Source organism: Sneathia vaginalis, from assembly GCF_000973085.1.
GTDB lineage: Bacteria > Fusobacteriota > Fusobacteriia > Fusobacteriales > Leptotrichiaceae > Sneathia > Sneathia vaginalis.
In genome coordinates this window covers 217,096-242,673 of sequence record NZ_CP011280.1, presented here as the reverse complement: position 1 = coordinate 242,673, position 25,578 = coordinate 217,096, and the positions used below count along the sequence as shown (strand labels likewise).

Annotated in this window: 30 protein-coding genes; 4 read left to right on the top strand and 26 right to left on the bottom strand. The window is 30.3% G+C overall.

Going from position 1 to position 25,578, the window contains the following annotated elements:
- Window positions 1–18 precede the first annotated feature (18 nt).
- From VC03_RS01225 to VC03_RS01210, 4 genes are read left to right on the top strand one after another with little or no spacing between them, the layout of a single operon-like run.
- Window positions 19–633 carry a hypothetical protein gene (locus tag VC03_RS01225; RefSeq protein WP_046328304.1) on the top strand — a complete coding sequence of 205 codons (615 nt, stop codon included), beginning with the start codon at window positions 19–21 and terminating at the stop codon, window positions 631–633.
- Window positions 618–1,364 (top strand): ABC transporter permease, encoded by a 747-nt coding sequence (locus tag VC03_RS01220; RefSeq protein ID WP_046328303.1) that lies wholly within the window; start codon window positions 618–620, stop codon window positions 1,362–1,364. Before VC03_RS01225 ends, VC03_RS01220 begins: the two co-directional genes overlap by 16 nt.
- A complete protein-coding gene (locus VC03_RS01215) occupies window positions 1,339–2,019 on the top strand; it encodes an ABC transporter ATP-binding protein (protein WP_046328302.1) in 681 nt (226 codons plus the stop codon). Before VC03_RS01220 ends, VC03_RS01215 begins: the two co-directional genes overlap by 26 nt.
- Complete coding sequence (locus VC03_RS01210) at window positions 2,016–2,948, top strand: ABC transporter substrate-binding protein (RefSeq protein WP_046328301.1); 933 nt, start codon at window positions 2,016–2,018, stop codon at window positions 2,946–2,948. The genes VC03_RS01215 and VC03_RS01210 overlap by 4 nt, the downstream gene beginning before the upstream one ends.
- 17 nt (window positions 2,949–2,965) lie before the next feature.
- Here the strand turns inward: VC03_RS01210 and msrA are convergent, their stop codons facing one another.
- From msrA to VC03_RS01090, 26 genes are all read right to left on the bottom strand, one after another.
- Window positions 2,966–3,823 carry a peptide-methionine (S)-S-oxide reductase MsrA gene (gene msrA / locus VC03_RS01205; protein WP_046328300.1) on the bottom strand — a complete coding sequence of 286 codons (858 nt, stop codon included), beginning with the start codon at window positions 3,821–3,823 and terminating at the stop codon, window positions 2,966–2,968.
- Window positions 3,823–4,959, bottom strand: coding sequence for an N-acetylglucosamine-6-phosphate deacetylase (gene nagA, locus VC03_RS01200; protein ID WP_046328299.1), 1,137 nt, complete (start codon window positions 4,957–4,959; stop codon window positions 3,823–3,825). The genes msrA and nagA overlap by 1 nt, the downstream gene beginning before the upstream one ends.
- Before the next feature lie 128 nt (window positions 4,960–5,087).
- Window positions 5,088–6,191 carry an IS200/IS605 family element RNA-guided endonuclease TnpB gene (tnpB, locus tag VC03_RS01195; protein ID WP_046328298.1) on the bottom strand — a complete coding sequence of 368 codons (1,104 nt, stop codon included), beginning with the start codon at window positions 6,189–6,191 and terminating at the stop codon, window positions 5,088–5,090.
- Between the two features lie 17 nt (window positions 6,192–6,208).
- Entirely contained in the window at window positions 6,209–6,481 is a 273-nt protein-coding gene (locus VC03_RS01190) for a transposase (RefSeq protein WP_084710331.1), read from the bottom strand.
- Window positions 6,459–6,581: a hypothetical protein gene (locus VC03_RS06845; RefSeq protein ID WP_257719621.1), complete on the bottom strand. Its 123-nt coding sequence runs from the start codon at window positions 6,579–6,581 to the stop codon at window positions 6,459–6,461. The genes VC03_RS01190 and VC03_RS06845 overlap by 23 nt, the downstream gene beginning before the upstream one ends.
- A gap of 7 nt (window positions 6,582–6,588) precedes the next feature.
- Complete coding sequence (pepT, locus tag VC03_RS01185) at window positions 6,589–7,809, bottom strand: peptidase T (protein WP_046328296.1); 1,221 nt, start codon at window positions 7,807–7,809, stop codon at window positions 6,589–6,591.
- Window positions 7,802–9,001 (bottom strand): bifunctional phosphopantothenoylcysteine decarboxylase/phosphopantothenate--cysteine ligase CoaBC, encoded by a 1,200-nt coding sequence (coaBC, locus tag VC03_RS01180; protein WP_046328295.1) that lies wholly within the window; start codon window positions 8,999–9,001, stop codon window positions 7,802–7,804. The genes pepT and coaBC overlap by 8 nt, the downstream gene beginning before the upstream one ends.
- A gap of 13 nt (window positions 9,002–9,014) precedes the next feature.
- Window positions 9,015–9,470 carry a DUF441 domain-containing protein gene (locus tag VC03_RS01175; RefSeq protein ID WP_046328294.1) on the bottom strand — a complete coding sequence of 152 codons (456 nt, stop codon included), beginning with the start codon at window positions 9,468–9,470 and terminating at the stop codon, window positions 9,015–9,017.
- Window positions 9,467–10,603, bottom strand: coding sequence for a pyridoxal phosphate-dependent aminotransferase (locus VC03_RS01170; protein ID WP_046328293.1), 1,137 nt, complete (start codon window positions 10,601–10,603; stop codon window positions 9,467–9,469). Before VC03_RS01170 ends, VC03_RS01175 begins: the two co-directional genes overlap by 4 nt.
- Window positions 10,600–11,805: a pyridoxal phosphate-dependent aminotransferase gene (locus VC03_RS01165; RefSeq protein ID WP_046328292.1), complete on the bottom strand. Its 1,206-nt coding sequence runs from the start codon at window positions 11,803–11,805 to the stop codon at window positions 10,600–10,602. Before VC03_RS01165 ends, VC03_RS01170 begins: the two co-directional genes overlap by 4 nt.
- A 3-nt stretch (window positions 11,806–11,808) precedes the next feature.
- Window positions 11,809–13,404 carry a chaperonin GroEL gene (gene groL / locus VC03_RS01160; protein WP_046328291.1) on the bottom strand — a complete coding sequence of 532 codons (1,596 nt, stop codon included), beginning with the start codon at window positions 13,402–13,404 and terminating at the stop codon, window positions 11,809–11,811.
- Complete coding sequence (locus tag VC03_RS01155; protein ID WP_046328290.1) at window positions 13,405–13,665, bottom strand: co-chaperone GroES; 261 nt, start codon at window positions 13,663–13,665, stop codon at window positions 13,405–13,407.
- Window positions 13,659–14,603, bottom strand: a complete 945-nt coding sequence (fni, locus tag VC03_RS01150; RefSeq protein ID WP_046328289.1) for a type 2 isopentenyl-diphosphate Delta-isomerase — start codon at window positions 14,601–14,603, stop codon at window positions 13,659–13,661. Before fni ends, VC03_RS01155 begins: the two co-directional genes overlap by 7 nt.
- Entirely contained in the window at window positions 14,560–15,435 is an 876-nt protein-coding gene (locus tag VC03_RS01145; protein ID WP_046328288.1) for a mevalonate kinase family protein, read from the bottom strand. The genes fni and VC03_RS01145 overlap by 44 nt, the downstream gene beginning before the upstream one ends.
- Window positions 15,429–16,328 carry a diphosphomevalonate decarboxylase gene (mvaD, locus tag VC03_RS01140; protein WP_046328287.1) on the bottom strand — a complete coding sequence of 300 codons (900 nt, stop codon included), beginning with the start codon at window positions 16,326–16,328 and terminating at the stop codon, window positions 15,429–15,431. The genes VC03_RS01145 and mvaD overlap by 7 nt, the downstream gene beginning before the upstream one ends.
- The gene (locus VC03_RS01135; protein WP_046328286.1) at window positions 16,310–17,098 is read right to left on the bottom strand and encodes a mevalonate kinase family protein; all 789 of its coding nucleotides are present in this window, start codon (window positions 17,096–17,098) and stop codon (window positions 16,310–16,312) included. The genes mvaD and VC03_RS01135 overlap by 19 nt, the downstream gene beginning before the upstream one ends.
- The gene (locus VC03_RS01130; protein ID WP_046328285.1) at window positions 17,082–18,317 is read right to left on the bottom strand and encodes a hydroxymethylglutaryl-CoA reductase, degradative; all 1,236 of its coding nucleotides are present in this window, start codon (window positions 18,315–18,317) and stop codon (window positions 17,082–17,084) included. The genes VC03_RS01135 and VC03_RS01130 overlap by 17 nt, the downstream gene beginning before the upstream one ends.
- Window positions 18,289–19,419 (bottom strand): hydroxymethylglutaryl-CoA synthase, encoded by a 1,131-nt coding sequence (locus VC03_RS01125; protein WP_046329228.1) that lies wholly within the window; start codon window positions 19,417–19,419, stop codon window positions 18,289–18,291. Before VC03_RS01125 ends, VC03_RS01130 begins: the two co-directional genes overlap by 29 nt.
- 1 nt (window position 19,420) lies before the next feature.
- On the bottom strand, window positions 19,421–20,515 hold the full coding sequence (locus VC03_RS01120; protein WP_046329227.1) for a thiolase family protein: 1,095 nt from the start codon (window positions 20,513–20,515) through the stop codon (window positions 19,421–19,423).
- Between the two features lie 168 nt (window positions 20,516–20,683).
- A complete protein-coding gene (locus VC03_RS06810) occupies window positions 20,684–20,914 on the bottom strand; it encodes a hypothetical protein (protein ID WP_046328284.1) in 231 nt (76 codons plus the stop codon).
- Entirely contained in the window at window positions 20,857–21,003 is a 147-nt protein-coding gene (locus tag VC03_RS06805; protein ID WP_237223997.1) for a type I restriction endonuclease subunit R, EcoR124 family, read from the bottom strand. Before VC03_RS06805 ends, VC03_RS06810 begins: the two co-directional genes overlap by 58 nt.
- A gap of 365 nt (window positions 21,004–21,368) precedes the next feature.
- Window positions 21,369–21,974: a CadD family cadmium resistance transporter gene (locus VC03_RS01105; protein WP_046328282.1), complete on the bottom strand. Its 606-nt coding sequence runs from the start codon at window positions 21,972–21,974 to the stop codon at window positions 21,369–21,371.
- Window positions 21,975–22,232: 258 nt separating this feature from the next.
- On the bottom strand, window positions 22,233–22,616 hold the full coding sequence (locus VC03_RS01100; RefSeq protein WP_200893822.1) for a type I restriction-modification system subunit M N-terminal domain-containing protein: 384 nt from the start codon (window positions 22,614–22,616) through the stop codon (window positions 22,233–22,235).
- A gap of 24 nt (window positions 22,617–22,640) precedes the next feature.
- The gene (locus tag VC03_RS06905; protein WP_200893833.1) at window positions 22,641–22,781 is read right to left on the bottom strand and encodes a helix-turn-helix domain-containing protein; all 141 of its coding nucleotides are present in this window, start codon (window positions 22,779–22,781) and stop codon (window positions 22,641–22,643) included.
- 185 nt (window positions 22,782–22,966) lie between these two features.
- A complete protein-coding gene (locus tag VC03_RS01095) occupies window positions 22,967–23,779 on the bottom strand; it encodes a hypothetical protein (RefSeq protein ID WP_046328281.1) in 813 nt (270 codons plus the stop codon).
- A gap of 8 nt (window positions 23,780–23,787) precedes the next feature.
- A complete protein-coding gene (locus tag VC03_RS01090) occupies window positions 23,788–25,578 on the bottom strand; it encodes a DUF8508 domain-containing protein (protein ID WP_046328280.1) in 1,791 nt (596 codons plus the stop codon).

Sequence of the window (25,578 nt, the reverse complement as noted above, 5' to 3'; positions counted from 1 at the left end):
TTTACTATTTGGAGGTTTATGAAAAAATATATTTTACTTAATCCCGTCATACTTAAATCATATAATTTATCTAGTCTAAAAAAAGAAATCAATAGATTAGGATTCATCCTAGTCTTCCCCGAAAAAAATCACACTGAAATTGTTAAGAATAAGTATAAGGAATTAATGCTTAAAGAAAAAGGCACTATAATCGATCAACGTTGCCCACTAATTGTAGAATATTTCAAGAAAAATGGTCTAAACGTTAAGTTCCATAATATAGAGCCTATTTTAATTCACATTGCAAGAGAAATATCTAGTAGAATCGATCTTAAAGATGGATACAAGTGGATAATTACGCCCTGTATTGCTTTAAAGAACTATGGTAATACTCTTAATCTTAAAAACACGTCCTTTCTAACATGGGACGAATTTTGTAGTGAGTATTCTATTAAAACAAAAGGAGAAAAACTAAGTAATAGCCCTATACCTTTTGGATTTTTTTCTTCTATAGAAAAAAATTGTATTTCAATAGAAGAAAAAGACTTAAAAAATATATCTAATGAAAAAATTAAAAATATACGATTAATCGAAGGACTTTATTGTCACAATGGTTGTCATAATGGAGATGGTGTAAAATGCATAGGAAAATGAAGGGAATATTATCTTTAGTTACTCTTTTACTAATATATCATTTATTAACTGTATTTAAGGTATATAACCCTTATGTACTACCTCCACTAAAAGATATATTTTTTAGCCTTATAGAACTCATAAAAGATAGAAGCATATTTTTTAATGTAGCTATAAGTCTTAAAAGAGTGTTTTTAGGTTTTTCTATTTCTTTCTTACTTGCATGCTCTATTACAATACTAGAATATATTAATAAGAGAATTTCATCTTACTATGATTGGTTCTTGCAATTTATGAGAAATATACCACCGCTTAGCCTTATTCCACTTTTAATTCTTTGGTTTGGAATAGGTGAAGCTCCAAAGCTCCTTATTATCATTCTTGCATCCTTTTTCCCAATGTATCTTAATTTTCAAAAAGGATTATCAAGTTGTGATAAAAAATTAATTGAAGTTGGATTAGTTTTTAAGTTTAGCAAAAAGAAGATATTTTTTAAAATTATTCTTCCTAATGCTGTTCCCGATATCTTGGTTGGATTAAGACTAGGTTTAGGCTATAGCTATCGTGCGATAATAGGGGCTGAACTAATTGCAGCAAGTCAAGGATTAGGATATATGATCAATTTTGCAAAGTCTATGGCTAGAATTGATATAGTTATTGTTGGTGTTGTGATTATAGGGCTATTGGGTTATCTTTGTGACTACATTTTTAAGAGGTTAACTATTTATGATAGAAATAAGAGATTTAATTAAAAAATTTAATGACCATTATGTGTTTAATAACCTTAATTTAGACATAGAAAGTGATAAAATTACTGTTATTCTAGGCAAATCTGGTTGTGGTAAGACAACATTACTTCGCCTTATTAGCAACCTTGAAAAATATGATTCTGGAAGTATTAATACTAATAACTTAAAGTTTTCGTATGTTTTTCAAGAACCAAGACTATTCCCTTGGTTGACAGTTTTTGAAAATATACAAGCTATAACCAACTTACCTAGTGATGAAATATATAGGATGATACGTATGGTGGATTTAGAAAAATTTAGTAATTCATATCCAGATGAATTGTCTGGTGGTATGAAAAGTAGAGTTAGTTTAGCTCGTGCTTTTGCATACAAGCCTAATTTTCTGCTTATGGATGAACCTTTTTCTAATTTAGATGATTTTACAAGGATAAAAATGCAAGAGGAATTGCTCAAACTATACAACAAAGAGAATGTTGGTATTCTTTTTGTAACACATAATATAGATGAGGCGTTGACGATTGCAGATAAAATCATCGTATTAAAAAAGGGAAAAATATATTCTTCATATAATATAAATAGCAAAAAACGAGATTTATTGGATTTTGAGTTTACAACTTTAAAACGAAAAATCCGTGATGATATTTGGAGGATTCAATGAAAAAGATTTTAACTATATTTGTTTTATCATTATTTATGTTTTCATGCTCTGATAAAACAAAATCAAACTTTAGTACAAAAGATTTAACAGTTACTTATGTTACAGCTCCCTTAAATGTACCTTCTATTATTGAAAAAGAAAATTCTATTCTAAAAAAACATTTAAATGGTGTAGATATTAAATATGCAGAAATTACTAGTGGTGCTGACCAAAGTCAAGCATTAGCATCTGGTTCTGTACAAATATTAAACGCTATTGGTGGTTCTTCTGTAATAGCAAGTGCTGCTAATGGTGCTGATATTAAAATATTAGACATATATTCACGTGCACCAAAGGCATTTGCCCTATTTTCAAAAGATGCATCATTAAATAGTCCTGAATCTTTAAAAGGTAAAACTATTGCAGGTCCTATGGGAACTAATTTACACGAATTACTTGTTTCATACCTAAAGAGTAAGAACTTAACAACAAATGATGTTAACTTTGTAAATATGAGTATACCTGATGCACTAGCTGCACTTTCTTCTGGAAAGATAGATGTTGCACTTCTTGGTGGACCTGCTGCATACAAGGCAGAAAAAGCAGGATTACATAAAATTACTGATGGAGAAGGATATATAGAAGCTCTTATCTGTGTTGCAACTACACAAAAATACTACAATGAACATAGAGATGTAATAGACGCCTTCTTAAAGGCACAAAAAGAAATTCTTGAATTTATGGAAAATAAGCCTGAAGATACAAAACAAATAGTATGTAAAGCATTAAAACTTGATGATGTAGCTTATACTACCATGTTTGGTCAATACGACTTTAATTCTAAAGTATCTGACAAGGACATTGAAGGCTTACAAAAAACTGCCGATTTTATGTTTAAGAACAAGATGATTAAAAAACCAATAAATGCAAAAGATTTGTTGATAAGATAAAAGGGGGTCCAACCCCCTTATTTTACAAACTTCATATATTCCTCATATCCTCTTTTTTTCATGTCCTCATATGGTATAAATTCTAGGCTTTTACCATTAATGCAGTATCTAAGTCCTTGTTCTTCATTAAATACATGACCTAGGTGGTTATCTCCACTTTTACTTCTTACCTCAACTCTATCCATTCCATATGAATGATCTTCTAAATAGTCAACACTATCACCAATGGGCTTTCTAAAGCTTGGCCATCCACAACCTGCATCGAACTTATCTTTAGATGAAAATAGAGGTTCTTTTGTTTGTTTATCAACATATATTCCATCCCTATTTTCCTTATTTAACTCACTTGAAAATGGTCTTTCTGTATTATTTTCCTTCATTATACTATAGCTTTCTTCATCTAAATTTAAAAGACTAAGATCAACATGACAATATCCATTAGGATTTTTATCTAGATAATCTTGATGATAGTCTTCTGCTAGTATAAAGTTTTGTAATGGCTTTACTTCTACAACTATACCACCAAATTTATCTTCATAATATCTATAGACATTATCTATCATATCTTTATCATTTTCATCAGTATAGTATATTCCTGTTCTATATTGCCTTCCAACATCCTCACCTTGTCTATTAACACTAGTTGGATCTATTATACGAAAGTAATGTAACAGTATTTTTCTTAAATTTATTCTTTTTTCATCATATTCTACCATTAATGTTTCTGCATGATCTGTATTTGAAACTCTAGTGTAGTCTGTATCCTCTGTTTTACCATTTGCATAACCTACCTTTGTATTTACTACACCATCTATTTTCTTAAAATATGCTTGTGCTCCCCAAAAACAACCTGCTGCTAAGTATATTTTTTTCATTATATTTGAAATTCTCCTTCAACCATAGTATTTATTATTTTATAGTCATCTGTTATAGCAACTAAATCTGCATCATAATTTGCCTTTATATATCCTTTTCTATCGTCTATTCTAAGAAGTCTTGCTGGATTAGATGTACAAGCATTTATGGCATAATTAAATGGAACTTGTGCTCTTTCAACAACTACTTTTAGTCCGTCTATTATTTTTAGTATAGACCCTGCTAAGGCTCCTGACTCTCTTCTTGCACTTCCATCTTCACTAACTATTACCTTTTCTCCTCCTAAATAGAAGTCTGTACCCTTAAAGGCTTTAGCTGACATAGAATCACTTACCATAACAGCATAATCAGGCCCTTTAGACATAAAGAATATGTTTATTACCTCAGGTCTAATATGTATACCATCACATATTATTTCAGAATAAACATCCCTTATTCTTAGTGCAGCTCCAACTTGACCTGGATTTCTATGATGCAATCCTGTCATACCATTAAATGTATGAGTTAATAGTTTAGCACCATTTGCTATACCTAGCATTGCTTCATCATATGTTGCACCACTATGACCAACACTAACTACTACACCTTTACTTGATAATTGTCTTGTTAATGCATAATCCTTATCTTTTTCAACTGCTACTGTCATTATTAATATTAAATCTTTACATGCACTTTGAAATCTACTAAACTTTTCTAAGTCAGGTTCTACTATGCAATCTTGTGGTTGAGCTCCCTTATGATTTACATCTAAAAATGGCCCCTCAAAGTTTATCCCTAATATCTTAGCTCCACTTTTTTGACTTTCTTTAGCTTCTAAGATAGTCTTTGAGGCTTTTTTTAGTACTTCCTCAGTTTGAGTTACAGTTGTTGGACAAAAAGCTGTTACACCTTCACTAGGTAAGTAATCTGCCCACTTATGTATTTCTTCTAAACTTGATACATTTGCTTCTACATTTACTGCTCCATGCGTATGTATATCAATAAAGCCTGGAACTATTCTATTGTTTTCAAAATCATAGTCCACTTTCATGTCTTTATCATACTCTAATATTCTTTTTATCTTTTTATCTTCAACTTCTATTATTGCAGGTATAAAGTTATTTGCAATCCAGATTCTTTTACTTCTTATTAACATTTTTTACTCCTCATATTCTATGTGAACTACCCATAATCTAAAGCCTATGAGCTTCCTGCTTCGCTGACCTCGTAACCTACTATCTCCACAGGCGTTAATTCGGGTAGTCCCTACCCTATATTTTTTTATTACGCTATTTGTCTTAATCCTTCTGCTAATATATTCTTTGCGGCATTGACATCTCTATCGTGTATTTCCCCACAATTTGGACATTTCCATTGCCTTACGGATAAATCTTTTATTTCCTTATTTTGGAAACCACAACAAGAACATAACTGACTACTTGCGTAAAAACTATCTACCTTAACATATATTCTATTGTTCCACTTTGCTTTATACTCTAGCTGTCTTGTAAGCTCATACCATGAAACGTCACTTATAGACTTAGCCAATTTATGGTTTTTTATCATATTTTTTATCTGCAAGTTTTCTGAAACAATCACTTGGTTTTCGCTTATTATTTCACTTGAAATCTTATGAAGATAATCTTTTCTGGTATTTGTTATTTTCTCATGGCATAATGCTATTTGCTTTCTTTTTTTCTGATAGTTCCTGCTCCCTTTTATTTTATGTGCAAGCTGTCTTTGAAATTTTGTAAGATTTCTCTCATACTTCTTTATTGTCTTTGGATTTTCGTATTTTCTCCCATCTGATGTAATACACAAATCCTTTATCCCCAAATCTAAACCTATTTTACCTCTTGTCTCCTGCTTTTTTACATTCTCTGTTTCTACTAAGATTGCTACATAATACTTTCCACTCGGCAGTTGTGATATAGTTGCCGATTTTATTTGCCCTGCAAAATTCCTATGAATTTTTGCTTTTATCTTTTTTAACTTTGGCAACTTTATTCTTCCTCTATCAAAATCTACAGTTATATTCCCATTTGTAAAATTAGTTGTGTAGGATTTATGCCTATCGTGTTTACTCTTAAACTTTGGGTAACCTGCATGCTCTTTGAAAAACTTTTTATAAGCACTATCCATATGATAAATCGCATTTGTTAAAGCAAATTTGTCTACTTCTTTCAGCCATTTATAAACTTTTTTCAGCTCTCTATTGCAATAATTATTACAGTCTGTTTTACTGATAGAGTTTTTTTCTTTTTCATAAGCATCTTTTCTATATGCAAGGGTTTGATTATATACAAAACGGCAACAGCCAAATGTCTTTGCCAACTGTATTTCTTGCTCTTTACTTGGATAAATCCGATATTTATATGCTTTTAACATTTAGCTTACCTGCCTTTCTACCCTTGATTTTCTATGTATTGCTTTAATATTTCTTCAGAAACATTGCCTACACTACAAGCAAAATATCCATCAATCCAAAATTGTATATGGTCTTTGTCTGTTTCCATATATTTTATGATTATATTATGCTTCTTGCATATCTCATAAGAAAACTGCTTGATATCATCCGACATTGATTTCGGCACTAATAATTTCTTTCTATACTTGCATACAAAAATAATGTGATACTGCAATAAATACTTATGCCTATTCTTTGATTTCAATATGATTAGAATTATATGTAAAATCTACTTGTAATTTATGATAAATTCTACCTTTTAACCTTATACTCTTTTCTTCTATCAGATTCTTTACTAAACTATTTTCCATACTGCCTCTATCTTTGAGATAATCTTACTATTTCTAAGACTGTGTCTCTTGCTTTCAACATATCTTCAACACAAGCTATTTCATATTGACCATGGAAATTTTCTCCACCAACAAAAAGATTAGGACACATTAATCCCATATATGTTATCTTAGAACCATCTGTTCCTCCTCTTATTGGCTTAACTTCAACTGATATACCTAAGTTTTCCATAGCCTTTTTCGCTATATTCACACTTCTCATATCATCTTTAATTAAATCTCCCATGTTATAGTACTGATCAAATAGGTTGTAATGTATAATATTACCATATTCTTGTTCTATTTTCTTTGCTACATCTATACAAAATTGTTTTCTAGCTTCAAATTTTTGTTTGTCATGATCACGTATAATATATGTCATCTTAGCTTCTTCTATTCTTGTTTCCATATTGTGTAATAGATAAAAGCCTTCATATCCTTCTGTCTTTTCTGGAACTTCTTTTTCTGGGAACATTCCTGCAATTTTGGCTGCTATTAAATTAGCATTAACCATTTGATCTTTAGCTGTTCCTGGATGAACTGATATTCCTTCTATTGTATACTCAATTTGTGCAGCATTAAAACTTTCATATTCTAGCTCTCCTAAAGGACCTCCATCTAATGTATATGCATAATCACAGTTAAAGTCCTTTACATCAAAACTATCTGCACCTCTACCTATTTCTTCATCTGGTCCAAATGCTATTCTAACTTCTCCATGTTCTATTTCAGGATGTTTTAATAGATAGATAATAGCATCAAATATTGCAACAATACCTGACTTATCATCAGAACCTAATAGAGTTGTTCCATCTGTTGTAACTAGAGTCTTACCTACATATTTTTTTAAATTAGGGAACTTTTCAACAGTCATACATATATTCTTTTCCTTATTTAACACAATATCTCTACCATCATAGTTTTGTATAACTTGTGGGTTTATTCCTATAGAATTAAAATCTGCTGTATCCACATGAGAGATAAATCCAACTTTTGCATAGTCCTTTTTTGTATTAGCAGGCAATGTTGCTGTTAAAAACCACCCAGGAGTTATATGAATGTCTTTTAATCCTAAATCTTCTAATTCTTTTTTTAGCATAAACAAAAAGTCTTCTTGTACCTTTGTTGTTGGTGTTGTATTACTTCTTTCATCTGATCTTGTATTTATCTTTGTATAACGAATAAATCTTTCCAATAGTGTTTCATTCATAGTTGTTCTCCTTTATACTTTCTAATATTTTCTTTGCTATATTATCTTTTGTATCCTTTTGTATCTTTTTTACTTCATCATTCTTACTTAATACATATACTTCGTTATAGTCCGAATTAAAGCCTATACTCTTGTCGGATATATCATTTAGTATTAAATAATCTAGATTTTTCTTTTTTAATTTCTTTTTTGCATTTTCCATAATATTATTTGATTCTGCAGCAAATCCTACTAAGGTAAAATGTCTATTTTCTGTTTTAGATAGCTCTAAAAGTATATCTTTATTTAACTCTAAGTCTATCTTAAATTCTTTCATATCATCTTTTTTTATCTTCTTATCGCATACATTTTTCACTTTAAAATCTGATACAGCAGCACATTTTATAATATAGTCCATATTGTTTTTCTTGCTCATTACTATATCATACATTTCTTGTGCACTGTCACAGTATATTACTTCTTTTAAATTTACAGGTAACTTTAAATTTCTTCTTGTTGAAACTAATGTAACATTAGCTCCCATTAAACTTGCCATCTTAGCTAAGCTATATCCCATTTTACCACTAGAGTTATTAGTAATATATCTAACTGGATCAATTTTTTCTCTTGTTCCACCTGCTGTAATTAATATATTTTTATTCATATATTCATTTGTTTTTTCTAAGAAAAATACAATATTATCTAGTACAAAGTCTACACCAGGTAACTTCCCTTTCCCTATATCATCACAGGCTAAATGACCAGTTACTGGTTCAATAATACTCATTCCATAATTTCTTAATGTAGATATATTTTTTTGTGTTATACAATTTTCATACATATTTGTATTCATTGCAGGAAACACCATAATATCCTTAGGCTTTGCAACCAAAAGTGCTGTGCTTGCAAAATCATCTGCTATTCCATTTGCCATTTTTGCTATCAAATTTGCTGTTGCAGGCAATACTATCACTTTACTTGCTTCTTTTACTAATTGTATATGCGATACATAATTAGAGTCCTTATCGCAAAACATATCTACATATACCTTATTCTTAGTTAAAGTTTCAAATATTAATGGACTTATCATCTTAGTAGCATTCTTTGTCATAATAACCTTAACGTTATACCCTAGTTTTTTTAAGCTAGAACAAACATCAACTGCCTTATAGCAAGCTATGCTACTGCTTACTATTATTAAAACCATTTTCATTTATTTTACCTCTTTATTTAAACTTATCTATTAATTGAAAAATTGCATAAGTTGCTCCACTTGCGATAATAGGGCCAGATGCTGTCCCTTTAAACACAACTAACCCTACTATTGTTCCTATACTAACTGCTATTACTATTTGTGGATTAATTACTTGTAGTTGTATACCTTTAGTTGATAGTATAGAAGTACCAATACCTGCTATTATTGCTATTATCCCTTTATATCCAACTAAAGTCTTACCTAACTGATCAAAACTTATCATACCAAGTGCAATAGGTGCTAATATTGCAACCGTTATGACGTATAGCCCTATTCGTATACCCATAGTCTTTGCAATATTAAGATTTTTTTCATGATATGGAAGTAGTGCTAATATTAAAACTGTAAGTGTCGCATAAAGCATTATTTTATTCTTACTAAATATGCTTAATAACGCTATTATTATTAACAATATATACTTACTCATTTAAAATATTTCTCCATTCTATCTAATGCCTTTTGCAATTCAGGTATATCTTTTGTTACTGAAAATCTAACATAACCTTCTACCATAAAGCATTCTCCTGGAACAATTCCTATATGTAAATTCTCAACTACTTCATTAACAAAATCTATTGATTTTTTATTTGACAATTTTCTGTAGTCAGCGAATAAGTAGAATGCTCCTTCTGGTTTTATAACCCGAAAACCTATTTTTTCTAAACCTTTTGCAAAAAATTCCATTCTTTCTCTATTTTCTTTTACTATTTCTTCTCTTGTAGGATAAACTTCTAATGCCTTTATTCCTCCATATTGTGAGATTGTAGCTATACCTGTTGTTGTATATTGACTTACTTTTATGAAATTATCAATAAAGTACTTAGATGCTAACATATATCCTACTCTATAACCTGTCATAGAGTGTGATTTTGAAAAGCCATTTATTACAACAACTTTATCTATTAAATCATGATACTTTGCTAATGAATGATACTTTTCAAATGCAAGTGATGCATATATTTCATCACTTAAGACAAAAACATCATGTCTTCTTATTACATCTGCTATCTTATCCATTTCATCTTCATCTATACAAACTCCTGATGGATTGTTAGGATAAGTTAATATTATTGCTCTTGTTTTAGGAGTTATAGCACTTTCTAAATTCTTTGCTGTTAATTTAAAATCGTCCTTACTAGTATCAAGATACACTTCTATCCCTTTTTGTAGTTTAATATTTGGTGCATAACCTGGATAAGTTGGTGTTGGCATAATTACTTCATCGCCTTCATCTACTATTGATCTAATAAAGGTAGATAAACCTTCTGTTGATCCTACTGTTATTAGACAATTTTCTTCCTTGTAATCTCCACCAAAGTATTGGTTATAGAAAGCGACGATTGCACGCTTTAATTCAGGCATACCACCTGTTTGTGTGTATCCTATCTTATCATGTAATACTCTATTTGCCATTTCTTCTTTAACTAAATCTGGGACATCTTGTGATGGTTCACCTATGGTTAAATTTATCCCGTCTGAATATTTATTCATCTTCAATGCTATTTGTCTTATTTTTGATATTTCTATACTTTCTATTATACTATTTGCTTTACTTCTCATATTCTTCCTTTATATTCCTTTAACGCTTGTTTTAGTACATCAATTCCTCGTATAATCTCATCTGGATTATATGAGCAAAATGAAAATCTTGCTTCTTGTATACCTTTATCGTGATGTTCTCTAGAATAAAATCCAGGCCCTGTTGCAAACATCAATGTCTGATTTTTGTATCTGAACTCTTCTAGTAACCATTTAGCAAACTTTTCTATATCATCAACTGGTAATTTTACCAGAACATAGAAAGCACTATCTGGTTTACATACACTTACACCCTCTATTTTATTTAAAATAGAGCACATGGTATCCCTTCTTTTTCTATATTCCTTCCTAACATCATTCATGTATAAGTCTATTCCACTAAGTAGACTTGTAGTTGCATACTGTTCTATTGTAGAAACAGATAATCTTGCTTGGCATAACTTTAGAACTTCTGCCATAAACTCCTTATTTCTTGAAGCAACTACACCTATTCTAGCACCACAAGCACTATAGTGTTTAGATATACTATCTACTAGTATAGCTCTATCCTCTATCCCCTCTACATTCATAATTGATGTGAATTTACATGATTTATCATAGATAAATTGCTTGTATACCTCATCAGATATCAAGTATAAATCGTATTCTAGAGCAATTTGCTTTAACATTTCTATTTCTTCATCATTTAATACTACACCTGTTGGATTGCATGGATTAGAAAAAAGTATAGCACGTGTTTTTGAATTTATTAACTTTGTTATTTCACCTTTTTTGGGTAATCTATATCCATCTTCCAATTTAGTTTCTATAGGAACTAATTTAGCATCTGCTATTCTTAAGAAACTATCATAATTTGAGTAATATGGCTCAGGCACTAGCACTTCATCTGACTCGTTACATATTACAGTTATTGCAAATTGTAATGCTTCACTCCCACCATTAGTTATTACTATATCATCTCTTTGTATATTAATACCACTTTTAGCATAAGATTCATAAAATGCATCTAATAGTTCTGGTAATCCTTGTGAATTAGTATATTTAACTATTTTTTCTTGATAATTTGCTACTCCATTAAAGAATGAATCAGGCGTTTTTACATCTGGCTGCCCTATATGAAATCCATATACAGTAACACCTTCTTTTCTAGCTTTATCTGCTAATGGAACTAATTTTCTCACTGGAGAATATTGCATATTTTTTACTCTACTTGAAATTTTCATGTTCTACCCCATTACATTATTTTTTTCTTCAGTTTTTACATCTGCAATTGCTACTTCTGTAGTTATGAATACCGAACCTGCAGACACGGCATTTTGTATTGCTGCTCTTGTTACTTTGGCTGGATCTAATATACCTTTTTCTATCATATCTACATATTCTTCATTTGAAGCATCAAACCCTATATTTTCTCCACCATTAATTACTTTTTCTAATACTTCTTCTGCATCTAATCCTGCATTTATTACTATTTGTTTTAAAGGTTCATTTAATGCATTTCTTACTATACTTACTCCTAAATTTTCTTCTCCACCTAGGTCTAAGTTTGAAATTAAATTAGAAATCTTTGCTAGTACTACTCCACCACCTATTACTACTCCTTCTTCTATTGCAGCTTTTGTAGCAGATAGTGCATCTTCTATACGCATTTTCATTTCTTTCATTTCAGTTTCAGTTGCAGCACCTACCCTTATTACTCCTATTCCATCAGATATCTTACCTAATCTTTCTTGTAATTTTTCTTTTTCATAGTCTGACTTTGTTTCTTTTATTAAATTCTTCAATTGTTCTTGTCTTGCCTTTATTTCTTCCTTGTATCCCTTACCATCGACTATAGTTGTTTTTTCTTTAGTTATGGTAACATTTTTGGCTTGACCTAAATCATCTAAAGTTGCATCTTCTAATTTCATAGACTTATCTTCAGATATTACTTGTGCACCTGTTAGTATAGCTATATCTTCTAGCATATCTTTTCTTCTTTGACCAAATGCTGGTGCTTTTACTGCTATTACGTTAATAGAACCTCTTATCTTATTAACCACTAATGTTGCAACAACTTCTGCTTCTATATCATCTGCTACTATTACCAATGGCTTTGAAGTTTCTACAACTTTTTCTAGTACAGGTAGTATTTCTTTCATACTATTAATCTTTTTATCAGTTAGTAGTATGTATGGATTTTCCAAATTTGCACTCATTCTTTGTGTGTCAGTAACCATATATGGTGATAGATAACCATTATCAAATTGCATACCTTCTACTATTTCTAAAGTAGTTTCAAGTGATCTTGATTCTTCAACTGTTAATATACCAGTCTTTCCTACTTTTTCTATAGCTTTTAGTATTAATTCTCCTATGTGTTCACTATTTGCAGATACAGTTGCAACATTTTTTATTTCATTATCAGATTTAACAGGTCTTGCAATCTTTTTTAATTCTTTGACTACTTCTTGTCCTGCTTTTTCTATACCTTTTCTAATTAGAACTGGGTTTTTACCATTTGATACTAATTCTAACCCTTGGTTTATTATACTCCCTGCTAATACTGTAGCTGTTGTTGTTCCATCACCTGCAATATCATTAGCTTTAGTTGCAACTTCTTTTACAATTTGAGCCCCCATATTTTCAATAGGATCATCTAATTCAATTTCTCTTGCAATAGTAACCCCATCATTAGTTATTATTGGTGCTCCAAAACCTCTATCTAGTACAACATTTCTACCTTTAGGCCCTAATGTCACCTTAACTGAATCAACTAAAGTATTAACTCCTTTTTTAAGTGCTTCTCTTGCTGTTTCATTAAATTTAATAATTTTGCTCATTTACTTTTGCTCCTTTGCTAATATGTCCTTTATTTCAACCAACATATATTCTTTTTCATCGTACTTTATGACCTCACCTTTGTACTTTGAAAAATATACTATATCATCTTTTTTGATATTTTCTTTGTCATTACTTGTTTCTACAACCTTTGCCTTTGTAATTTCTGTTTTAGTAGTATCGTTTAATATTATTCCACTTTTTGTCTTTGTTTCATAATCTAATTGTATAACTAAAACTCTATCTCCCATAGGTTTTAACATTTTTTATCCTCCCATTTACCTTTTAATTCTTCTAATTTTTTTGAGTCTGTCATACAGATAATTGCCTGTATTTCAGATATCCATGAACGTAACATACGTATTATTTCATGATCACTTTTTTCTTCTAATTGTTTTAGTATAAAGCCTGTAACACCTACAGCTTTTGCACCCATAGCAAGACACTTTACTATTTGCATAGGGTTATTTATACCACCAGATGCTATTACTTCTAATCTATCCATATATGGTATAGATGTTAACAAACTTTCCTTTAATGTATATCCAAACTCATATAGGTATTCTCTTTTAGTATTTCTTCTTCTGTCTTCTATATATGAGAAATCTGTTCCACCCTTAGAGCTAATATCTATTGTTTTAACACCTAACTTAAGTAATTTTTCTATAGTATAGCTAGACATCCCAAATCCTGTTTCTTTTATAATCAAAGGGATAGAAATATTATCTATTGCTGCTTTAATATTATTTGACCAATCACTAAAATTAGTTGTTCCATTTTCCATCATAAATTCTTGTATAGGATTTAAGTGTATTTGTAGTATTTTTGCATTTGTTTTTTCTATTGCAATTTGCATATCATCTAACTTCTTATCTGCACCAATGTTTACTCCCATATTCTTAGGGTAATAGAAAGTATCTTCTTTTAAGGCTGGACTAAATGAACCTGTGAAAAGAAAAATATGTAGTGTAGTGCAAATATTTTCTAACCTTTTGTTTATCTCATCTGCCTTTTTACTACCACCTGTCATAGCGTTAACAAAGAATGGATACTTGAAATCCATACCACAGAATTTTGTAGATATGTCCACATCTTGTATATTAATACTAGGTAAACTTACATAACGTAATTTTACCGAATTAAGAGAGTCTAAATACTCACATTCCAAAGCATACTTCATATGTTGATCTTTTTTCATCATAATCTAACCTCACTTCTATTACAAAATCTCCTAAACCTGCTCCACTAGTTTTACGCTCTTTTTTATCCCCTATTAATTCTTCTAACACTTTGCTATGTATAGTTAAATTAGTAAATTGTTCTAAATATTTTAAATTGTTTCTTAATTTGTATATGTCCTCTTTAACCCTTAGGCTATCACCTGTTGTAATAGCTTTTTCTAAGTCTAAAGTATACTTATTTGATAAATTTGTAAAGTCTATATATTCCTTTGTGTTAAAATATTTTTCTACCTTTTGTACTTGTTTTGTAGTGCTTGCACTAATCCCTGCATGAAGTAAATTAATTTTTAAATTACCCCTTGGTTTTATAGCCTTTATTTCATAATTTTCATCTTCATCTATCCTCTTATACCTTATCAAATCTTCAAAACATATACAAGCAACATCACCCATAGATCCATTGCTCCCTGCTTTTTTTAAGGCTCTAACACTTAGTAAAAATAGATTATCTTTTGTATAAGGTACTTTAAAGTATTCTAATATTGCCTTTATTGTCACAACTACAACACTAGCTGAAGAACCAAGTCCCAATTTCATACCACCTGAGTATAGGTCTGTTTTGTAAGTATACTTTAATGTACAAGTCTTACCTACATATCCAAAGGCTTGTTCTCTTGCGTATTTAAGTAAATCGTCCTTATCTTCCACGCTACTATTAACTATTAACCTATCTGATTTTTCTACTTCTACATACGTATATTTTTTTACTGGTGCTAAAATTGCATAAGCATCTTTTTTTAATATTGCATATTCCCCTGCAATATACACCTTAGACATAGCTTTAACTAACATTCTACTACCTTTTCTTTAAATATACTTTTTAGTATATTAATAACTTTATCTTTATCTTTTGATTGTAATAGTACCTTAACATTAGGCCCTGCATCTGTTGTATAGTATATATTAAGCCCTTTTTTTCTTAATTCTTTTATCTTCCATATTATCTCTTTTGATCTAGGAGTTAAATATGTAAAGCTTGGCTTTGAAGATAACATGGTCTTATGCATAAATTCCGTACTCTTTTCCATATTTATACCTAAACTATCAAAGTCATTTTCTTTTAACGCTTTTTTGGCATTTAAGAAATATACCTTATTCTTTCTCTCCCATTTACGTATATCCCTACTTGTATTTTTGCATATATTCATAGCATCTCTACTACTTATCTTTTTCTTTTCACTAGACACTATTATCGCAAGCATTAATAGGTCTAAATTTGTAGGAACTTCATATATGTTACAATCTTTTGTATAAGCACAGATGTTGTAAAAAGAACGTGCAGAAGATCCTGAACCTTGACTTGATATTTTTGCCATCATATTTCTAGTTAACTTTAAATCAAAGTATCTATTAAGTTCCATAGTTAATGCCGCATAAGCTGATGAACTTGATGCAAGTCCTGCTGCTGTTGGCATGGTATTTATACTACTTATCTTTAATTTTTCTTTCCTATTTACAACCTTATCTACAAATGAAAAAACTTTTTTTGTCTCAAACTCATCCTGTACTACATCGTTTAATACAAAAATATCCTTGTCACTTTTTTCTATTTTTGTCTTTGTATACATATTTTTTGCTAATATTGATAAACTTGGTACTAATGGCCTAAGGTATGGTGTATACTTGTCCTTGCACCAATATTTTATCATTGCAATATTCATAAATGCTATACTGAAACTATCCAAGAATTCACTACTCCTTCTTTTTTTATTTTCTTTCTCAACTTATTCGCCTTTTTTTTAGATGTGAATAAGGAAATTACACAACCACCTAAACCAGAACCTGTAATTTTAGAGCCTAGGCTATAGTAATTGGCTTTTTTTACTATCCTATCTATTTTTTCATTACTTAATTTTAATTTAACTAAGATATTTTGTGCCTTTTTCATTAGAGTCCCAAGACTATATACATTATCATGCATAAAGTGACCTATTGCTTTTTCTGTAATATCTCCCAATTCATCTATTAAATCCATTCTATTTAATTTCTTTACATTTTCAACAGCCTCTTTTGTACTAGACTGTATACCACTATCCATAATTAGAAGATATGCACCTATTTTTTTATCTATATAGATATTTTCTCTACCTTTTTGAAAAACCAATGCTTTTTCTGTTGATATAACGGCACTATCTATACCACTTGGATTACCATGTGCTTTTTTTTCGGCTAAAGTTGATATGATTTTCTCATCTGCACCAGCTAATCTTGCTATTGCAATAGACAGTGCTGCTGATGAACCAAGACCTCGTGATATTGGAATATTAGACTGTACATTTAAGTATCCCTTTAAATTTACCAATCCCTTTATATATTCCACATGCTCATCTTGATAACACTTTCCTTCTTGTTTTTTTACTCTTAACTTTAGCTCCTTTATTGGTATGGCTAATGCTTTTTTACCATATACTACACTATGTTCACCAAATAGTATAACCTTAGCTATTGCTTGCATTTCTAATATCTCCTAATATTTCTTTTGCTTTTTGTATATTTATTTCTTTTGCTTTCAACATACGATCAACTACCATATCTACTTCACTATCATTTGCACCAGCAAATATGGCAACTGAATTTGCCTGTAACTTCATATGTCCTTTTTGTATACCTTCTGTAACTAAAGCTCTTAATGCTGCAAAGTTTTGTGCTAGTCCCAATGCTACTGCTATTTTTGCTAACTCTATCGCATTAGGATTATTAAGTATTTCAAGTGAAATCTTAGATGCTGGATTTAGCCCTATAGACCCACCAAATGTTGCAATAGACATTGGCATAGTCAATTCACCTACTAAAATATTATCTTCCATATGCCAATTTGTTAATGATCTATACTTACCTGTTCTTGTTGCATATGCATGTCCTGCTGCTTCTATAGCTCTTGTATCATTACCAGTTGCAAGAGCTAGTGCATCTATTCCATTAAATATCCCCTTATTATTCGTTACAGCCCTGTACACATCAACATTTGCTAGCTTACAAGCAAGACTAATTCTATCACCAAATTCTTTTTCTACTTCTAACTTCACTCTTGCACTAATTAACGCACTTGTTGCATAGTTTGATAATATACTCATTAATTTTTTAGCTTCTAACATTGCTTCTACTATTGGTGCTATTGCTTCTAGCATGGTATCTACAGTATTTGCTCCCATTGCATCTAATGTATCTACATAAAGGTAGAGTATAGTAAACTCACCTTTTTTTTCTACCTTTAAATCTTTTGCTCCTGCACCAAGTTCTACTAATTTTAAATTAGTACTATTTGCAATCGCAAGTATTTTATCTTTATTCTCATATATTATACTTTCATCTTTTTTTACGTCATATAGAGCAATTTGTCCTATTGTTTGTCTGCCATATGATGTACAAGTAATATTACCAAGTATTTTTGCTGCATTACTAGCTGCTGCTATTACTGATGGCTCTTCTATAGCCATAGGTATTACATACTCTTTACCGTTAATTACAAAGTTTGTTGCAAGTCCCAATGGTAGCCCTAGTATACTTATTTGATTTTCTACTAGCCTTGTTGCAAGACTATTATCCATAACTTTAGTATTCAAAAGATCTTTATATGACTCTTCACATAAACCTAAGTCTTTTAAAATATCTATTCTTTCTTCTCTTGATTTGTTATAGTATTTTTTAAATTTTTCTAGCATATGTTCTTTCATTGTTAAATATACCCTTTAGGTATACATCTTCTCCTTCTTTATTTTCTATTTCTTTTTCATGCTCTATTTTAGAAAAAAACATTTCTTCATATTCACTAACACTAAGTTTAACCCTATTTTCCAACATCTTTTGATTTTCTTTTATACTTAAGTGTTTTTCGTATCCTTCAACTACCTTCATAGTGAAAAATTCACTGACTGCTCCTGAACCGTAGCTATATAGACCTATTAAGTCGTTAGCTTTAATTTTTTTACTGTTTTCTAATAATGAAATTAGACTTAAGAATAGTGAACCTGTATAAATATTCCCTATTTCTTTGTTATACATTATTGAATTATTAAATTCTTCCAACAAGTCTTCTCTTTTTATCTCTTTTAATCCCTTTAATCCTAATTTAGGATATGGTATATGGAAACAAATTGCACTAAAATCCTTTTCACCAAATCTATTAGAAAATTCATAATATACTTTTTCTAAAGATTCAAGGTAAGTATTAGTAGATAATTTACCATTAGCTATGGCATAAGTAGAATTATTTGGTCTAAAAAAGTCCATAACATCTTTTGTATAGCATACAGACTCATTAGATATTTCTAGCATCTTTGGATCTCTCGATACAAGCATAGCTACAGCTCCACATCCTTGTGTTGATTCACCACTAGTATTTATTCCATATTTTGCAATATCACTTGCTATTACCAAAACTTTACTATCTGGATTTACTAGTATATGATTTTTTGCTACTTGTAGGGCAGCTGTTGCACCATAACATGCTTGCTTTATTTCTATACTTCTACAATATTCGTTTATACCAAGTATAGAATGCATAAATGCACTAGCAGATTTTGATTGGTCTACTCCTGTTTCCGTTCCAACTATTAACATATCTATTTTTTTCTTATCTTCATCTGTTAATATCTTATCTGCTGCTAAAACTCCAAATGTCACTATATCCTGACTAATGGGATTAACAGACATCTTGCTTTGACCAAGACCTATTACAAACTTATCTGGATCTATATTACGTTCTTTAGCCAAGTCCCTTATATCCAAATAATATCTAGGTATATATATACCCATCTTATCAATACCAATTTTCATTCTAATTATCCCTTTCAATTAATGTACATAACCCTTGTCCTCCACCAACACAAAGACTGGCTATTCCTCTTTTAGAATTTCTTCTCTTCATTTCATTTATTAATGTTACTATTATTCTAGCACCACTTGCACCTATAGGATGTCCAAGAGCAAGTGCACCTCCATTTACGTTCACCTTTTTCTCATCTATCTTTAATTCTCTTATACATGCTATTACCTGACTAGCAAACGCCTCATTTATTTCGAATAAGTCTATACTAGAACTAGATAATTTTTCTTCTTCTAGTGTCTTCTTTATAGCTTCTACTGGACCAAGTCCCATATATGCTGGGTCTAGTCCTACACTTTTAATATTTTTAATATATCCTAAAATTTCTAAGTTAAACTCTTTTGCAGTTTTTTCTTCCATTAAAAGAAGTATTGCAACACCATCATTTAGACCTGTTGCATTACCTGCTGTAACTACTCCATTCTCCAAAAATGCTGGCTTTAGTCTAGATAATTTTTCTATGCTTTGATCTAGACGTATATGTTCGTCACTATTAATATATTCTAATTCTACTATTTCTTCTTTTAGTTTATCTATATTTTCTATAGCTTTTTTTGTACTATTTAATGAAAATTCATCACAGTCTTTTCTTGTGATATTGTATTTTTTAGCTACATTTTCTGCTGTTTTCCCCATATGATAATCATTGAATACATCAGTTAGTCCATCACGAAGTAACAAAGAATAATCAACATTACTCATATTCTCTAGTCCACCAACTAAAACTATTTTACTCTTACCTAAAAGTATTGAATTAGCACCTAATTCTACAGCTTTCATACCAGATCCACACACCATATTTACAGTATATGAACTAGCTTGTATTGGTATACCTGAATTAATTGATATCTGCCTTGCAACATTTTGACCATATCCTGATTGCATTACCATACCCATTATTACTTCATCCACTTTATTTAATATTTTTTTATCTATACTTTTTGTTACTAATTTCGTTGCAACATCAACAATATTTTTATCTAAAAAGCTTTTTTTGTAACCTCCTATTGCTGTTCTTTTAGCTAAAACTATTGCCACTCTTTTCATCACTAAAATATCACCTTCCTTTGTACAATCATTTTAATTATATCATATTTTAATATTTAGTTAAATATATGTACAAAAAAAAGAACGACCACACTAGAGTATTGATTTACTCTGGTGTGATCATTTTATTTTTCAAAAAGTCGTGATTTGCGACCTTAGAACTATTTATTATTTTGTATTATACGGCTCTTTATCCTCAGCAACCATTAAGGTAGGTCCAGATGTTGTGTTATAAGTAAATGGCTGTGGTTCCTCTGTTAATGATGCAGATCCACCAATACCAAAATACTTCTCAAAGAATGTCTTTAATTTGCTACCACCGAATCGTGAAACAGGAGGCATCAACTTATCAATGTCAGTTCCTGTAATCTTGATGTCGCCATCACGTAATCGTGCCATTCAGTCATGATATCTTCCACTTCGTTAATTCTTGAGATAAAAGTTTCAATGAGTGCTTTCTTGCTGCGAAGTTCAGGACTGGCATCAATAGCCTTGTTGATTGTAATAAGGATTTCCTTTTTACTTGTGCAATATATAGGCTTGAAACTTTTAACCCATATTTATCTAACACATACTTTTTAATTTCTCTATAAGTTGCATCTTTTGAAAAGTCAATTTCAGATAATTCATCTTCAGCTATTTCTATATCTAAATGATGTTCAGTGTTTAGTTTGGACAATAACGCCACCGTCTCAACGTGGCTTGAGTGGTCAGTATGCATAAATTTTAATATTTTAAGTAAGCGTTGTATGTGAGAATATATCCATAAGTATATTTCTTATGTTTTAAATTATCTCTAAATCTAAATTTGCTTAATATTTCCTTTAATAGGTCTGAAATATAAAAATAACTATTAACTTGTGATTAGGGATATGAAATAATTAATCGTTCCATTTTCAATCAATATATAGAGACCGAGCCCAATAAACACGACTGGTACAATTATTTTTTCATACTTTTCTACAATCTCTCCGATAGCAGAAATTGAGGCGAGATTTTGAGATAATTTGCATAGAATCAAAATTCCTAACGCAAATATTATTAAACTTATACTAATCTCAATCAAACTCTTTCCTGTAAAATAGGGTATATAAATTCCTAAATTATCTCCACCCATTGCCACTGTTAAACTTGTAAATACTAAGATTTTTGATCCATCTCTGGTAATTTTTCCCTCGATGTCTTCTTCATCAATATCTTCATCCACAAAAATTGATCTTATACCAAGACCTATTGGAATTAGACCAAGGAGACCGATTATCCAATCTTGTGGAATAAAATTTAAAAAGTAAGCGGCAATAAGACTAGCAAGTACAAGTAGTCCTGTACCTAAATACTGTCCTGCATAAATTGATTTCAAACCTTTCTTGCCTTGACTGGCGAATAAAATAGTTAAAACAACTAAATAGTCAATTGATGTAGAGACAAAAACTAATAAAGCGGATACTATTGTTCCCATTATTTCTCCTTTCAAAATGTTTAATTTTTTAGACAATCAAAAATTGACTGCAAACACATTGTGCCTTGGCAGTTACCGATGGAGACATTTGAAGAAATAACTTCACAATTTTCCCACCTTTCCTTTTAATATTAGCTGTAGTATACTATAATATTCGGATTTTATCAAGTATGCTGATTGATATACACTCAAACTACGAAGATTGTATATACATAAGATTAGATCGAACAAAGATTATTTATCTAATATTGAATCATCTCATTCACTATTTTTAATGCTGCTTAGCCTTTTAATAAAAAAATTAATAATATGAATATTTAGTTCAAAATTCATAAACCTATTTATATTAGCAAAGAGTTCGCTTGGAAGAATGAAAAATCCTTTTTCTTCTACAAGTCCTTCTCTTGCTTCTTCAGCATCTTCATCTGACATCTGTGCAAAATCAAAATCTGTGTTTCCTGCTTCAATTTCTCCATTATTAATATAGCTTGTCAGATTTTCTGATATATAGCGATAGAACATTGTGCCAAGAACATAATTCTTAAAATCCCATCCATCAACAGCACCACGCAGTTCATCTGCAATTGCCCATATTGCTCGATGGATTTCATCACGTTCCTGTTCTTTCTTTGTATCAACCATTATTTTTCCCTCCAACTTTATAGTCTAGCCATGCGTTCTTTTTATCGCAACAAGGTTCGATTTTGATTTGCCTTGTTCCCAACGATTCACAGTAGAAAATGCCACACCTAATTTCTTAGCAAAATCTTCCTGTGTTAGAAAACAGCGTATTCTGAGTCTTTTTATTTATTCTGGAAGTATCATTTGCATCTCCTTTATCACTTTCAAAAATATAGCAAAATTATAGTATAAATTTATGAATTTTTTTATTTTATTTTGCAAAAACGGCATAGCCGATATTTAACGACTATGCCGAATTTTTCAATCCTTAGAAAATTCCTTAGTTTGGATATCTAAATAGTGCACCCTTTCTATTCAGAATCCCCGTTATATACTGTACTTGGTCTAGTACTAATCTCATCATCTGGACCTAATCCATTTAAAATTTCTTTTGTTCCTTCTCTTATTAAATGGTCTTTCTCCCATTCAAACGACAAAGTTTCTGTATTGTCTTGTCTTTCACCATTTATTGTATAATACGCATCCCATGGTGATACATTAATATTATCTTTAGAAAGTAATGATGGTATTACAACTTGTATATTCTTGTAAGTACAAGTAACAGTTCTTCCTTCATTGGATACTTCTTTTACCTCCCACTTTATATCTCTTTCATTAATTAGATTACAATCAGGATATTTTGTTGTTAATTCGGTAAATAGAAATACCACAATTTTTCCTATTGGCTTACCGTCAATTTTAATTTTTCTCAAAGTATCAATATATTTTCTGTTGCTTATATCCCATCTATACAAAAGAATATTTATATCTTTCTTCTCTACTCCATCAATTGTGTAATAAGCATTATTTGAATTAACTTCAATATAGTCTCCATCAATTTCTGTTGGTATTACAACCTTTATTCCCATATAACTACAAACAACAACTCTTCCAGTTTTAGTTTTTCCTTCTACTTCCCACTTCATAGCATCTTTGTCAATTAAAACATCCGAACCTGTTGTAAGTTCAGTAAACATACATTGTAATATATCTTCAATACTTCTAGAATTAATTTGTATTTTTTTTACTGTTTGTATATATGAAGAATTTGGTTCAAAACTCATTCTATCACAGGAACAAAGTAAAAAACAAAATGTAATTAAAATTAAAATTATCTTTTTCATATTTCTACCTATTTTACATTAATTTGCATATATACAGGATCATGATCACTAAAGTATCCTTGTGATATTGTGAACTCTGAATTAATATTTAAAATATCAACTTTCATCCCTTTTGCATATTTTTTGTTAACTAATAGATTATCTAATACTTGTGAATTTCCTTGATAAACATATGTGTGTCTTTGGTTTTTAGGTAAACTTTCAACAGCACTTACCATTAAGTTTGTTTTCATAGCCTTTAGTGTTGGTGAAAATTCAAAGTCATTCATATCTCCCATTGATAATATTATTGCATTAGGTTTTTGCTTATTAATTTCTTTCAAGAATTGTCCAACATATTTACCTTCAGGTATTCTTAAGTCTTCAGATTTTCTCTTAACTGGTTGATTTTTAGAATAAATCTTGTCATCAAATCTCTTTGATTTCAAATGATTTACTACAATAAATACATCCTTCTTACTATCTTTTAAAACTAGATGTGCTACTAATGATTTTCTAACATCTTTATAGAATTCTTTGTTGTTACCTAATCTTCCAGGATTAAATGTTAGCTTCCCTTCCTTTATTTCCGTATCAACTTTAGAGTCACCTTGTTTAAAGTATGGTAATTCTAATTTATCAGTACGGTATAGGATGGCATTTCTAATATGCATAGCAGGCCAACCTCCATCTTTTCCATCTTCTGGATCAGCACTTAACCATTTGTATTCTACGCCTGTAGCTTTCTTTATTCCTTCTACTATTGCGTCTAATACCTTATCAGCACTTACAACTTTTGATGTTACATTACCACCATCATTGTCACCTACTTCTGCAAGTCCTAATATATCTGGCGTATGTAAATCGTCACGAACTTGTTTTGCAAGTACATCTACTCTTTTTTGTCCACCGTCTGCTATTGTGAAGTTTTCAATATTGTATGAAACAATACTTAATTTATTCTTATCATACTTAATATTTAATTTATCCCTTTTTATCTTTCCATCTTTTATCTTAGGTAAAGGACTAGTATTTATTAATTTGTAATTTGACTTATCGTATGTAAGTACACCTTGTATATCTCTAGAAAATCTGTCTCCAGGATTTGGTGTAAATGAAGGATCAATGTATTTACCTTCATATCTTTTACCTTGTGATAATTTGAATAATTCACTCTTAATTAGAATTCTTTGTGTTTGTTCGTTTTTGTAAGTGTATCTAACACCACCATGATTTGTCTTATCTTTAACATACTTTCCATATTCAGGAACTACACAAACTTCTCCTCTATCTTCATCTGCTCCTGTAATTAATGGCTTATGTACTTTTACTAACATTCCTTCCAATGATTCATAAAAATCCATTGCATTCTTTTTAGGATTTAACTTTTCATGAAATTTACCTACATATACTTTCATAGGAACTTTTCTTGGATCTATACTAACAGCCTTAACCTTATTACCTTTTGATATTACCTTAATATCATCCCCCGCCTTTATACTCGTAACTGTTAATTCTGATTCACTAGGTCTACCAAATTGTTTTTCATAAACCATACCATTTACACTTACATATTCTCCAACATTAGGTAAATTCTTGCTTTCTACATAAATTCCTTCTGATGTCTTAATATTTCTATCAAATTTTCTGCTTTGCATATAGAATCCATCTTTTACAACAGCTGTAACTATACCCCTTACATTTTTAACCATTTTTTGATTATATGGTGATGTATGTGTTACACCTTGTATTTGGTGAATAGTTTCTGAAAATGTGATTACACTAGTTAGTGCTAATGTAGCTAAAAGTAATTTTTTCAT